This window comes from Alteromonas sp. DYW1 (genome assembly GCF_059752595.1).
This window is the reverse complement of sequence record NZ_CM186038.1, coordinates 808,668-821,904: the sequence shown is the minus strand read 5'-3', so window position 1 is coordinate 821,904 and position 13,237 is coordinate 808,668. Positions and strand designations below refer to the sequence as shown.

15 protein-coding genes are annotated in these 13,237 nt (G+C 46.7%); 10 read left to right on the top strand and 5 right to left on the bottom strand.

Annotated elements, in window-relative coordinates; translation table 11 throughout:
- Positions 1 to 2: 2 nt before the first annotated feature.
- Entirely contained in the window at positions 3 to 545 is a 543-nt protein-coding gene (gene ampD / locus AC121Z_RS03735; RefSeq protein ID WP_498128141.1) for a 1,6-anhydro-N-acetylmuramyl-L-alanine amidase AmpD, read from the bottom strand.
- A gap of 56 nt (positions 546 to 601) precedes the next feature.
- Here ampD and AC121Z_RS03730 point away from each other — a divergent pair, with 56 nt between their 5' ends.
- The 10 genes from AC121Z_RS03730 (at position 602) to AC121Z_RS03685 (ending at position 7,949) form a co-directional block, all read left to right on the top strand.
- A complete protein-coding gene (locus tag AC121Z_RS03730; RefSeq protein ID WP_498126784.1) occupies positions 602 to 1,120 on the top strand; it encodes a retropepsin-like aspartic protease family protein in 519 nt (172 codons plus the stop codon).
- A gap of 39 nt (positions 1,121 to 1,159) precedes the next feature.
- Complete coding sequence (gene nadC / locus AC121Z_RS03725; protein WP_498126783.1) at positions 1,160 to 2,032, top strand: carboxylating nicotinate-nucleotide diphosphorylase; 873 nt, start codon at positions 1,160 to 1,162, stop codon at positions 2,030 to 2,032.
- Positions 2,033 to 2,212: 180 nt separating this feature from the next.
- Positions 2,213 to 2,620 carry a pilin gene (locus tag AC121Z_RS03720; RefSeq protein WP_498126781.1) on the top strand — a complete coding sequence of 136 codons (408 nt, stop codon included), beginning with the start codon at positions 2,213 to 2,215 and terminating at the stop codon, positions 2,618 to 2,620.
- A gap of 109 nt (positions 2,621 to 2,729) precedes the next feature.
- Positions 2,730 to 3,938 carry a type II secretion system F family protein gene (locus AC121Z_RS03715; protein WP_498126779.1) on the top strand — a complete coding sequence of 403 codons (1,209 nt, stop codon included), beginning with the start codon at positions 2,730 to 2,732 and terminating at the stop codon, positions 3,936 to 3,938.
- A gap of 45 nt (positions 3,939 to 3,983) precedes the next feature.
- The gene (locus AC121Z_RS03710) at positions 3,984 to 4,877 is read left to right on the top strand and encodes a prepilin peptidase (protein ID WP_498126777.1); all 894 of its coding nucleotides are present in this window, start codon (positions 3,984 to 3,986) and stop codon (positions 4,875 to 4,877) included.
- On the top strand, positions 4,874 to 5,488 hold the full coding sequence (coaE, locus tag AC121Z_RS03705; protein ID WP_498126776.1) for a dephospho-CoA kinase: 615 nt from the start codon (positions 4,874 to 4,876) through the stop codon (positions 5,486 to 5,488). The genes AC121Z_RS03710 and coaE overlap by 4 nt, the downstream gene beginning before the upstream one ends.
- 51 nt (positions 5,489 to 5,539) lie before the next feature.
- Positions 5,540 to 6,292 (top strand): cell division protein ZapD, encoded by a 753-nt coding sequence (gene zapD / locus AC121Z_RS03700; protein ID WP_498126774.1) that lies wholly within the window; start codon positions 5,540 to 5,542, stop codon positions 6,290 to 6,292.
- Positions 6,273 to 6,521, top strand: coding sequence for a DNA gyrase inhibitor YacG (gene yacG / locus AC121Z_RS03695; protein WP_498126772.1), 249 nt, complete (start codon positions 6,273 to 6,275; stop codon positions 6,519 to 6,521). Before zapD ends, yacG begins: the two co-directional genes overlap by 20 nt.
- Entirely contained in the window at positions 6,518 to 7,402 is an 885-nt protein-coding gene (locus AC121Z_RS03690) for an aspartoacylase (RefSeq protein WP_498126770.1), read from the top strand. Before yacG ends, AC121Z_RS03690 begins: the two co-directional genes overlap by 4 nt.
- Positions 7,403 to 7,439: 37 nt before the next feature.
- Positions 7,440 to 7,949 (top strand): pilus assembly FimT family protein, encoded by a 510-nt coding sequence (locus AC121Z_RS03685; protein ID WP_498126769.1) that lies wholly within the window; start codon positions 7,440 to 7,442, stop codon positions 7,947 to 7,949.
- Here AC121Z_RS03685 and mutT read toward each other — a convergent pair.
- The 4 genes from mutT to lpxC all read right to left on the bottom strand — a co-directional run bounded on the left by mutT (position 7,946) and on the right by lpxC (position 13,145).
- Positions 7,946 to 8,353, bottom strand: a complete 408-nt coding sequence (gene mutT / locus AC121Z_RS03680) for an 8-oxo-dGTP diphosphatase MutT (RefSeq protein WP_498126767.1) — start codon at positions 8,351 to 8,353, stop codon at positions 7,946 to 7,948. The genes AC121Z_RS03685 and mutT overlap by 4 nt on opposite strands.
- A gap of 18 nt (positions 8,354 to 8,371) precedes the next feature.
- Complete coding sequence (secA, locus tag AC121Z_RS03675) at positions 8,372 to 11,071, bottom strand: preprotein translocase subunit SecA (protein WP_498126765.1); 2,700 nt, start codon at positions 11,069 to 11,071, stop codon at positions 8,372 to 8,374.
- Positions 11,072 to 11,192: 121 nt separating this feature from the next.
- Positions 11,193 to 12,080: a M23 family metallopeptidase gene (locus AC121Z_RS03670; RefSeq protein WP_498126764.1), complete on the bottom strand. Its 888-nt coding sequence runs from the start codon at positions 12,078 to 12,080 to the stop codon at positions 11,193 to 11,195.
- A gap of 153 nt (positions 12,081 to 12,233) precedes the next feature.
- Entirely contained in the window at positions 12,234 to 13,145 is a 912-nt protein-coding gene (lpxC, locus tag AC121Z_RS03665; protein WP_498126762.1) for a UDP-3-O-acyl-N-acetylglucosamine deacetylase, read from the bottom strand.
- Between the last annotated feature and the right edge of the window lie 92 nt (positions 13,146 to 13,237).

Below are 13,237 nucleotides of genomic sequence, written 5' to 3'. Positions count from 1 at the left end.
TCTTAATGTCCTAGTGCTTGTCTAAAATGAGCCCAATCAAAGGCTGAACCGGGATCACTTTTACGCCCGGGTGCGATATCGCAGTGACCGACGATACGGCCTAATGTTATCGCCGGGTATTGTCGCCGGATCAACGCTGTAACCTGCAGCAGCTGGTTGTATTGCGCAGCGGTATACGGAATATCGTCGGTTCCTTCGAGCTCGATCCCAATTGAAAAATCATTACACCGCGCCCGGCCTTGAAAACTCGATAAGCCGGCATGCCATGCGCGTCGATTGAAAGATACGAATTGGATCACTTTTCCACAGCGACGAATAAACAGATGAGCAGAGACTTTTAAATGTGCAATCTCGGCGAAAAAAGGATCGCGTTCGACGCGTAATTGCCCAGTAAATAAGTCGATAACATCATTGCTACCGAATTGTTGTGGAGGAAGAGAAATATTATGCACGACTAACAATGAAACCTCAGATCCAGGCCTCTCGTCGGCGAAGGGTGAAAGAACATGCTCGCAGTTGTCCAACCAACCGTCAGCAATTTTCATCAATTATGTCTCAAATCCCGTATAGTGTATTAAAGCATGACGTTATCAAGGTAAAGATGCAACAACAAGATACAACCACAGAAGGAGTGACCAAATGGATGGTACTGCTAGCCTGGATCGCTGGCTTAGCGCTCGTCACCTTTGTATTCGCAGACTTGCTCGAAGCACAGTTCAATCCAAACCAATCGCCTGCCTCCGCACGCAATGGTGAAAAAATTGAAGTCCGCTTGCGACAAAATAAAGCGGGCCATTATGTCGCCAGCGGCAGCATAAATAACCAACCCGTTGTATTTCTTTTAGATACCGGCGCTACCGATGTTTCGATCCCTGCGCATTTGGCTTCTGAATTAGGTCTTGTTCCGGAGCGCAAAGCCTATGCCCAAACGGCGAATGGTATTGTCACCGTTGCCGAAACCACAATTCGTTCAATTACTCTTGGCGAAATTCAGCTAACCGATGTTGCTGCAAATCTCAACCCGGGGATGCAAGGCGATAAAATTTTGTTGGGCATGAGCTTCTTAAGACAAATAGAATTCACCCAAAAGGGTAACGAATTGGTGCTACGTACACTATAATCGCGCCAGATTTATTGTTAACCAGAGTACCCAGCCAGCATGCAATTGCCTGACTATATTACTAAGCAAGATATTACTGACCTCGTTACGCGCAGTTTAGCCGAAGATTTGGGCGGTTCAGTCACAGTTTCAAATGACTTAACTGCGCAATTAATTGCCCCTAGCACTCAGGCTACCGCCAGCGTAATCACTCGCGAAGCCATGGTGCTTTGTGGACAAGCGTGGGCAGAGGAAGTCTGCAGTCAAATTGAGCCATCACTGACTCTAACTTGGCATGCCCAAGACGGCGATTCAGTTAGTGCAAATCAAGCTATCTTAACCTTGCAGGGTAATGCCCGAGCAATCCTTACTGCGGAGCGAAGCATCCTTAACCTAGTGCAAACATTAAGTGCTACGGCAACCCAAGCTAAGCATTACTCGACGCTATTGAAAAATACTAAAACTCAACTTTTAGATACGCGCAAAACGATTCCCGGATTGCGTCTGGCGCAAAAATTTGCCGTGCTTTGTGGCGGTGGCACAAATCATCGCATTGGACTTTTCGATGCATTTCTAATCAAGGAAAATCATATCGCCGCTTGTGGCAGTATCTTTGCCGCGGTAACCACAGCTCGGCAAATTGCACCTGACAAGCCCGTAGAAGTGGAAGTGGAGTCGATTGCAGAATTCACTCAAGCCATTGATGCCAAAGCCGATATCATAATGCTAGATAACTTTCCGCTGCATCTGATCCAGCAGGCAGTTGAGATAAATCAAGGACGCAGTAAGCTTGAAGTGTCTGGCAATATTACCGATGAAGACTTGCCATTGTTAGCAGCGACTGGCGTTGATTTTATATCGAGTGGTGCTCTCACCAAGCATGTTCGAGCCATTGACTTGTCGCTACGTTTAACTATGGAATCAAACGGTTAACTAATGGATGTCGCATTTGAGACACACAGGTATATGTTTACATACTTGTCAGTTGCGCAACTCCATCTATACTTTGAAACAAGTACCGAGGCGCAGAACCTGAAAACGGCTTGGGTACCCTTTAAACTTTAAATACACAAAGCGTTAGACGGCGCGCGGAGATATACCATGAAGAACTCAATGACTAGCAACAAAGGTTTTACACTAATTGAATTGATGATCGTAGTTGCGATTATCGGTATTTTGGCAGCAATCGCGTTGCCTGCGTACCAAAACTACACGAACAAAGCGAAGTTCACTGAATTAACGAATGCGAGTGCAGGCGTTAAGTCTCAGGTTGAAGTTTGTTACCAGTTAGAGGGCGATATCACAGTATGTGACGACGCGACCAACGGTATCCCTGCGGCAATTCCTGCAGCAGCAGGCGTCCCTGGCGTTTCAGTAACTGACGGTGAAATCTCTATTACTGCTCCTACTGATGCGACAGGTGCACTTTCAGGCGCTACTTATACGTTGACGCCAGACACGACTAACGCAAACGGCATCCTAACTTGGGATGAGTCTTGTACTCCAGCTGACCTTTGCTAATACTCTAAATAGACGAGCATTAAAAAGCCCAGTTCTGCTGGGCTTTTGTATTTAACCCGGGCTAAGTTACGTTCCTTATCTATCAACTCACTACATTGGGTACCTTTGTATGGCTAAAGCATTAGACACCTATACTTATACCGGCATGGATCGCCAAGGCAACGCCCGCAAAGGTGAAGTCAGTGCGGGTTCTATCAAAGATGCAAAAAATATGTTGCGTCGACAAGGTATCTCTGCAAATAGAGTTAAAAAGCTAAGCAAACCTTTATTTGGCGGTGGGAACAAGATTACTGCCGCTGATATTGCGGTTTTTTCCCGTCAAATTGCCACCATGCTGGGTGCTGGTGTGACCTTAATCCAAAGTCTAGAGATGATTGCACAAGGGCATGCCAAGCAGTCGATGCGCAAAATGCTCGGCGAAATAACCCGTGAAGTTCAAGGTGGTAAGCCACTGTCTGATAGTTTACGCAATCAACCTGAATATTTTGATGATCTCTATTGTGATTTGGTTGAAACCGGTGAGCAATCCGGTGCGTTAGAAACGATTTATGACCGGATCGCGGTCTACATGGAAAAAGCGGAAGCACTAAAATCAAAAATCAAGAAAGCCATGTTTTACCCAGTCGCAGTAATCGTCGTTGCCTTTATTGTTACGACCATTTTGTTAATTTTTGTAGTGCCACAATTTGAAGAAATTTTTAGTAGTTTTGGCGCTGAGCTTCCTGCGTTCACTCAACTTGTCCTCGGTATTTCCCGCTTTGTACAGGATAATGGGATATATATCGCCATTGCCATTGGTATATCGGGCTGGGCATTTATGCGCGCACACAAAAAATCAAAATCATTGCGCGACAATGTAGATAAAAAGATCCTTAAGATCCCGGTGATTGGCGAAATTCTTAAGAAGGCCGCTATCGCTCGCTTTACTCGCACCCTTTCGACCACGTTTGCCGCGGGTGTGCCACTGATAGGTGCACTAGATTCTGCCGCTGGTGCATCAGGCAATGCAGTCTATCGAGACGCGATCCTATTTATTAAGAAAGAAGTAGCTGGTGGTTTGCAAATGCATACTGCGATGCGTGCGACAGGGGTATTTCCGGACATGGTTAATCAAATGATCGCGATTGGTGAAGAGTCAGGTGCCGTCGATGACATGTTGAGTAAAATTGCATCCATCTATGAGGCTGAAGTGGATGACATGGTCGATGGCTTAACAAGCCTACTAGAACCTCTGATTATGGCGGTTCTTGGCGTGGTGATTGGTGGCTTGATTATCGCCATGTATTTACCAATCTTCCAGATGGGTAACGTTGTTTAAAAAACTCTGGTAGGCTTAGGCAAAATTTATCGCAAGGCGTGTGATATGTCCGCTGTTTTTGATTTGTTACACCAATCCCCGACGTTTTTCCTAGCGCTCGTATTTGTTGTGAGCTTGATGGTGGGGAGTTTCCTTAATGTCGTTATTTATCGACTGCCGGTCATGATGGAGCGCCGCTGGAAGGCAGAATTTAATGCCTACTTTCAAGCCGAATCAACCCAAGCTGCTGACGCTGCTCCCGCCGCGGCAGAGCGATTTGATTTAATTAAACCGGATTCTACCTGCCCAAAGTGTGGCCATAAGATCCGTGCCTGGGAAAATATTCCGGTTGTCAGTTGGCTATTCCTGCGCGGTAAGTGCGCCAATTGTAAAACACCAATCAGCATTCGCTACCCCAGTGTCGAGTTAATAACCGCACTACTTTCAGTGTGGATTGCTAGCGCGTTTGGTTTTAGCAGTGCCGCTCTCTTGGCCGTCTTTATCACTTGGGTGCTCGTGGCACTTACCTTTATTGATGCCGACACGATGTTGCTACCCGATGAGCTCACTTTGCCCCTCCTTTGGCTTGGCTTGATTGCCAGTATTTTCAATATTTTTGTTACTCCGCAGGAAGCCATTATCGGCGCGGCGGCGGGTTATTTGTCGCTATGGAGCGTATATTGGTTGTTTAAACTTCTGACCGGCAAAGAAGGCATGGGCTATGGGGATTTCAAATTGCTCGCGGCATTGGGAGCCTTCACCGGATGGCAAGGTTTACCCGTTATTATCATATTGTCATCTTTGGTGGGTGCGGTGGTTGGCATCGCACTCATGCTATTGAAGCGGAACGGCGTAGGTCAAGCGATTCCTTTTGGTCCCTACCTTGCCGCCGCGGGTTGGTTAACACTTATTTACGGTGAACAGATCCAACAGGCCTATCTGCAGTGGGTGCTCGGTTGAGTAACTACGTTGTTGGCTTGACTGGTGGTATTGGCGCGGGCAAAACCGCGGTTAGTGATGCCTTTGCTGCATTGGGCATAGATATTATCGATGCAGACATCTGTGCTCGTGAGGTGGTGCAAGCTGGCAGCCCGGCGCTGGACGCAATCAAAGCGCATTTTGGCGCACAAGTGATTGCTACTGATGGCACTCTAGACCGCGCTCGCTTGCGACAAATCGTGTTTACTCAACCGGCCCAAAAGGAATGGTTGAATCAATTACTGCATCCACTGATCCGCGCGCGTATGCTCGAGCTCATCGTACAAGCGCACTCGCCTTATTGCCTGCTGGTTGTTCCCTTGTTATTGGAAAACAATATGCAAGGTTTAGTGCAGCGAATAGTAGTCGTTGATGTGCCTGAGGAACTACAAATCGCCCGTGTGTTGGGGCGAGATGGCAGTGATGAAGCAACCGTTACAGGCATTATGCAGGCTCAGCTAAGCCGCCAAGAGCGCCTCTCTCACGCTGATGATATTATCGACAACTCGCAATCCTTTGACTGCCTAAATCAGCAGGTCAATAAACTGCATAGGCAGTTACTTCAATACGCCCAAGACTCATCAAACACTTGAAATTTTTTGCTTTTTCCTGTGTAGTGCCGTTTGGCAGAATGGGGAGAGGTTATGTCGATAGCGGTCTATGAATTTCCGCTCAATGAAAAGGTGCGTAATTACCTGCGAATAGAGCAACTATTGCAGCAGTGCTCAGGTAATGCCGAAATTCATCACAACACGGCAAATATCCATTTTTTCGAAGACCTTTTTACGCTACTAGAGTTGTTTGAACGACTTGACGTGCGCACCGATATACTCAAAGATTTTGATGCCCAGGAACGTAATCTGGTGCATTGGTCGCAACACCCTAAAATTAATAATGATGCGCTGCAACAGACACTACAGACCATTATTCGCATGCGCGAAGTATTGAAAAACACCAAACGTATCGGCAGCGAACTGAAGGACGACCCCTTTATTGCTTCCATTCGCCAACGTTTCGCCATCCCTGGAGGTTCCTGCAGTTTCGATTTACCAAACTTGTTTTTTTGGAGTAACCAATCGGAAAACATTCAGCGTGCAGATAAACAACAATGGTTGGCGAGCTTTCAAATCATTGCCAATGCGTTGGAATTAACCTTATCTTTCCTGCGTCAACGTGGCCAATTCCAAGCGGTAACTGCGACCAACGGTTTTTTCCCGGGTCTCAGTGATGACCGCGGCGAGTTGATCCGCATACGCTTAGATGTCGGCACTGGGTGTTATCCAACATTGAGCGGCAACAAATACCGCTATGCCCTGCGCTTTATGCATTTTGGGCAAGGCAATACCGCTAGTCGTCCGGTCGACGAGGACCTTAACTTTGAAATCGCGAGCTGTTGAAATGCAAGTTAATTGCCCTACTTGTCAAAAACCATTGGAATGGTCAACGCAAAACCCATTCCGCCCATTTTGTTGTAAAAAATGTCAACTGATCGACTTAGGTGATTGGGCCACCGAAAGCCATGTCATTTCTTCCCCGGCCAGCGATTCCGTACCAAATGGCGAATTAGACGAGGAAGCCATTGCGGAATTAATCGAGCAGCAGCAGTCTGAGTTTTTCAAATCATGAGTGCATCGGGTTCGCTAGTTAATAATATTTTGTTGGTTGGCGGCACTCATGGCAACGAGTTGACCGGCGTTAGGATGGTTGAGCAATGGTCAACTATCCAACCAATGATGCCCGCAGCCAATATTAGCATCAATACGCTGATGGCTAACCCTTTGGCGGTAGAAAAGCGCGTCCGCTTTGTCGACGATGACCTCAATCGTCAGTTTACTGATAACAATCAAGTCGCGACTGCGTCAAGCAATGAAGTTAAATTAGCGGCTGAGCTAATCCGGCAATTTGGGTCTAGCAGCACCAACCAACCCGATTTGGTTATTGATATTCACAATACTACTAGCAATATGGGTGCAACTTTGATCTGTGTATCCGATGATCCGTTCAATCAAGCCATGGCGCGCTTTGTGAAAGAACAGATCCCATCAGTCAATATTTTACTGGAAAATGAGAAGAGTTTTACCGCGCATCCGTACCTGTGTACTTTAGGTAAATTCGGCATTATGCTCGAAATAGGTGCTCAGCCTCAGGGTGTCTGTCGTGCTGATATCATGCAGCACAGCATTGATCTACTGGCCTGCATCATCAGTTTCTGTGAGCGCTGGAACGCGCAATCGTTACCTAGCTCTGTTGCTTGTGAGGCGTTTCAGTTCATCGAAAACATAGAATTCCCGCGGAATGCCGTCGGCCTAGTGGATGCCATGGTCCATCCGCAATTACAAGATGCCGACTTCACATCATTGCATCCTGGCCAGGCTATGTTTACACGCTTTGATGGTGAAGTGATACTTTGGCAAGGGCAAGATACGGTCTATCCGCATTTCATCAATGAGGCAGCGTATCAGGGGCAACATGTGGCGTTTGCCACCGCGAGGAAAATTTTTTGGTAAAAGTGCTAAGCATCAAAAAGGAAGAAGGAACACGCTGTTGAAAAGAATCACCCCTGGTTTTACGCTGATAGAACTGATTATCGTTATCGTACTTTTAGGTATCTTGGCTACGGTTGCAGCCCCCCGTTTTCTTGACCTATCCTCTGATGCAAAAATTGCGACTTTGCAAGGTATCGCCAGTGAGTTAAAAGCCACCATTGGTTTAGCGCAAGCGAAGGCCCGAGTGAATGGCTTACGCCCTGTAGCCGCAAACCCGGGCGGTAGCCAGCAAACAGAATTCGTCGTAGATTTTGGATTTGGACAAACAGAAGTTGACTGGCGCAACCTTTGCCCAGAAAGCCGAGCTGAATTAGGTAGTCGGCTAGAATTTCTTGATTTTATCAATATCTCTGGTGATGACTTTGAAAGCCGAGTGAATAACCAATATACGCTATTTGGTTACGATGTGCCGTCATCAGGCACGCCGACGAACCAGGGGTGTTATATCTTGTACAATTCGTTTGGTAATCCCGAGTGTACACTTCAAGTGATAACCGCTGATTGCTAACTGGCGCGTGGATAGTCGCCTTGTTTAAGGCGCTCTAAAATGGGCATATTGGCGGTAGGAAATGTTAGCTGCTCCAGTGCATCAAAAGAGACCCACTCCACTGGTTGCCCCTCAACACCCGATGGCTCACCAGTAAAATTATGCACTATGCTCATATGCAAATTAACGGTCTTCTCCGGATAGTCGAAAGTTAGTGAGAACCATGGTTGCTGTGCAGTGACGACAATCCCTATCTCTTCTTTTAATTCACGCTGAATCGCTTCATTAAGAGACTCACCGGGCTCTATTTTTCCGCCGGGGAATTCCCATTTATCACCTTGATGCAGGTGTTTAGGGCGTTTAGCAAGCAAGACTTGCTCGCCCTTAATAATAACACCTACGGCAACGTCTACGGCTTTAGACATTGTTTCGCAAGCCCACGCTTAACTCAATTTACCGTGGCACTGCTTATACTTCTTGCCGGAACCGCAGGGACAAGGGTCGTTACGCCCCACTTTTGGACCTTGGCGCATTTGTGTTGAGGGCTTGGCGTCTGTGTCGTTGAGTGATTCATGCTCAAACTTTTTTGACATCGCTTCGGCTTGTTGACGCCGCTGCTCTTCGACTGCCTCTACATCAGATTCTGCTTTGACTTGAACTTTACTCAGGATCGAAATAACTTCAACTTTCAGCGCTTCAAGCATGCCTGAGAATAGTTCAAAGGACTCTCGCTTGTATTCTTGTTTTGGATTTTTCTGTGCGTAACCACGCAAATGAATACCCTGGCGCAAATGATCCATCGCGGCTAAATGTTCCTTCCAGTGGCTATCCAGGTTTTGCAGCATAACGGCCTTTTCAAACTGGCGCAGTACCTGAGGGCCTACCACATCTTCTTTCGCTTTATAGGCGTCAGTAATCGCCCCTAAAATCCGCTCGCGCAGCTTTTCTTCATACAATTTATCGTCTTCATCTAGCCATTGTTGCAGCGGTAAATCGACTGCAAAGTCGCCTTTTAAGCGCACTTCCAGATCAGCGACATTCCACATTTCTTCTAACGACTGTGGTGGAATATATTCGTCAATAACCCCATTCACCACATCCTCGCGTACGGCGGTGATGGTCTCACTGATATCTCCCTCATCCAGCAACTCATTCCGCTGCTCATAAATCACTTTACGTTGATCATTAGCAACATCATCGTATTCAAGCAATTGCTTACGAATGTCGAAGTTACGCCCTTCAACTTTGCGCTGGGCATTTTCTATCGCTCGGGTTACCCATGGATGTTCAATCGCCTCACCCCGTTGCATCCCTAGACGTTTCATCATATTGCCCATTTTTTCAGAGGCGAAAATACGCATCAACGCGTCATCTAATGACAAATAAAAGCGCGAAGAACCAGGGTCGCCTTGACGACCAGAACGCCCACGTAGCTGATTATCGATGCGGCGTGATTCATGCCGCTCGGTACCAATAATATGTAAGCCCCCCGCATCCAACACCTGTTGGTGGCGTTCTTTCCAATCAGTCTTAATGCGCTCTACCGTTTGCGGCTTCGGATCATTTATTGCCTCAAGCTCAGCTTGCAAGTTCCCACCTAACACGATATCGGTACCACGACCTGCCATATTGGTTGCAATGGTCACCGCTCCAGGCTTACCCGCTTGGGCAACGATGTCAGCCTCTTGCTCATGGAATTTTGCATTCAAAACTTTGTGCGCTATCTTTTCTTTTTTCAGAATACGAGAGAGCAATTCTGAGTTTTCAATCGAAACAGTACCTACCAAGGTTGGCTGACCACGTTTAACACAATCTTTTATGTCTTCAACGATAGCTTCGTACTTTTCCTCAGCAGTTAAATAGATAAGGTCCGGCATATCTTTACGGATCATCGGTTTGTTAGTCGGAATAACAACCGTCTCTAAACCGTAAATATGTTGAAATTCAAACGCTTCAGTATCGGCAGTACCGGTCATACCGCCCAATTTGTCAAACAAGCGGAAGTAATTCTGGAAAGTAATCGACGCTAGCGTTTGGTTTTCATTTTGGATCTTAACGCCTTCTTTCGCCTCTACCGCTTGGTGCAGACCTTCAGACCAGCGACGGCCCTCCATGGTTCGCCCAGTATGCTCATCAACGATAACAATTTCACCGTCCTTAACAATGTAATCAACATCTTTGCTAAACAACTTGTGTGCACGCAGGGCGGCATTCACGTGATGCAGTAGAGAGATATTTTGTGCCGCAAATAATGATTCATCGGCGGGCAGTACGCCTTCTCGCTGGAGAATTTCTTCTACGTGGATCTGGCCACGCTCGGTTAAGTGAATTTGCTTGCCTTTTTCATCGATCGTAAAGTCACCGTCGCCTTCCTGGCCCTCTTCATCCTCTTTTTCTTGTCGAATTAACTCAGGGATAATTTTGTTTATTTTGGTATAGAGTTCAGAGCTATCTTCAGCTGCCCCAGAGATAATTAAGGGCGTGCGCGCCTCGTCAATCAGGATAGAGTCAACTTCATCGATGACCGCATAGTACAAATGACGCTGAACACGGTCTTGCGGACTAAACGCCATATTGTCACGCAGGTAATCAAAACCAAACTCATTGTTGGTGCCGTAAATCACGTCACAGGCATAGGCTTCCTTCTTTTGAGCAGGACTCATGCCAGGCACATTGCAACCAACCGTAAGACCTAGAAATTCAAATAAGGCACGGCTCCAATCCGCATCACGACGCGCCAAATAGTCGTTCACGGTAATAACATAGACACCCTTACCGGTTAGTGCATTTAAGTAGGTAGGCAAGGTAGCCGTTAAGGTTTTACCCTCACCGGTTCGCATCTCAGCAATCTTACCCTGGTGCAATACTTGGCCACCGAGCATTTGCACATCAAAATGACGCATACCGTAGACACGCTTGCTCGCTTCTCTGACCACAGCAAAGGCTTCGACCAACAAGGCATCCAACGCCTCACCTTGTTCAATGCGTTGCTTAAATTCACCAGTTTTGGCTTTTAGCTGCTCATCACTTAACTGTTCAAAGTCGGCTTCTAACCCATTAATCGTATCAACCGTCTTGCTCATTTTCTTCAATAAGCGGTCATTGCGGCTTCCAAAAATCTTCTTTGCAATACTGGCGAACATGTTTTAATCCAATTTCTTATAAAAAGTTACTTATCTGCGCGAGTCTATTCAGCGTAGGCCTTTACTTGCTCTGCGAGGGGGGCTTGACCGTATCAAACCTCAGGTGCCTTCACTGCTGCGTTTAGTAAACAAACGGCAGTGGGTCTATCTGTTGTCCTTCACGCAATACTTCATAATGTACATGGGCTCCCGTGGAACGACCGGTACTACCCATAACGGCAATCTGTTGTCCCTTCGTCACAACGTCACCCATAACGACGTTAATTTTTGCATTATGTCCATACCTCGAGACCAGCCCATTGCCATGATCTATCTCAACGAGATTGCCATATCCATAACGCTCACCAGCCCAAGTGACCAGACCAGCAGCCGTTGCGATGACTGGGTCTCCTTGATTGCCAGCAAAATCCAACCCTTTATGCATGGCAGGCTCTCCCGAAAACGGGTCCTCCCGCATGCCATAATAAGATGACAACCAACCGGATGTTACCGGTCGTCCTGCAACCTCACTAATCGTTTGGATATGGTGCCCTAACAACACACTTTCAAGTGCCTCAAGCTGTTTTAGTTGAAACTCCATATCCACATTGACCGCAGCGATGGCATCCAGCAACGTGGAAGGCTCTTCTTGCGGCCTGATTAAGTTGAGTGAATTACTATCTTCCGCCGCTAGCTCAGCTTGCTTGATATCGATACCACCGCGCTGCGCGATTACATCACTGCGCAAACTCATCTCGCGCAGCTTGGCTTGGGTTTCTGCCAACTGGCGCTTAACAACGGCAAGTTCACCTTGGGTCTGTTGATATAACTGGGCAACTCGCTGCTGCTCAACCTCAAGACCTGTTTTAACCACGTGAATGCGGGTAAGGTACTCGTTGATATTTTCGGTCGGACGACTGGAGACAAGGACAATCAAACTCAACAACACGGTTACGCTGACAAGCGTCCGTGCTTTAATATGTCGTACGAATCGAATTCGTTTGCTGCGTATTAATACCGTGAGTTTCATAGTGTTCTTTATCGCCTTTTCGCTGGCGTATTCTACCGCGTTGAATAAATCGCACAATCCCCTTTTGTAATTAGGGGTATTAAATGCCAATTAACCGAACACATGCTGCAGACAAAAAATAAAAAATGCCGCTCTTATGAGCGGCATTTTCATTTAAACTAAGGCGGGCTGGGTAAAGCTGATCGGCGCTTCATCAGCCGAATGATAGGAAACAAACTCCCAACTACTGGCATCTGCCAACATGGCATTTAGCAACTTGTTATTGAGGCCATGCCCGGTTTTATACGCACACAGTTCACCAATGATGCTATGCCCACATAAATACAAATCACCTATCGCATCCAAAATTTTATGCTTTAGGAACTCATCATCGTAGCGCAAACCTTCAGGATTAAGTACGCGGTACTCGTCAAGTGCGACAGCATTCTCCATGCTTCCGCCCAAGGCCAGGTTGTGCGCATTCATATATTCCAGATCACGCATAAAACCAAAGGTTCGAGCACGGCTGACTTCATTGACGTATGATGCAGAGTCAAAATCCATAACCATATGCTGACGGGTCTGGCTAATAACTGGATGATCAAAATCAATCTTAAAGTCGACTTTAAAGCCATTAAATGGGCGCAACTCAGCCCACTTATCGCCCTCTTCAACACGGATAGTTTTGTTGACTTTAATAAATTTCTTGGCTGCTTTCAGCTCTTCAATCCCCGCCGATTGCAACAAGAAAATAAATGGGCTGGCAGAGCCATCCATGATCGGTAACTCATGGCTATCGACTTCAACAATAATGTTGTCAATACCTAAACCGGCTAACGCCGAAGCTAAGTGCTCAACAGTATGGATGCTGACGCCATCGGCGTTACTTAAGCAGGTACATAACATGGTGTCACCAACAGCGTTCGCACGCGCGGGAATGTCAACGTGCGGATCAAGGTCAACACGCCTAAACACAATTCCTGTGTTGGCAGGCGCTGGCCGGAGAGTCATAGTGACCTTTTCTCCTTTATGAAGACCGATACCAGTCTCCTGAACAGCTTGTTTTATTGTACGTTGACTTATCATATCTACATGTACCTAAAAATCGGTCGCGAATTATAGAGCATCGTCACAAAACTGTCAAAAAACAGGTCGGACTTGCTTGCTATATTACGCTA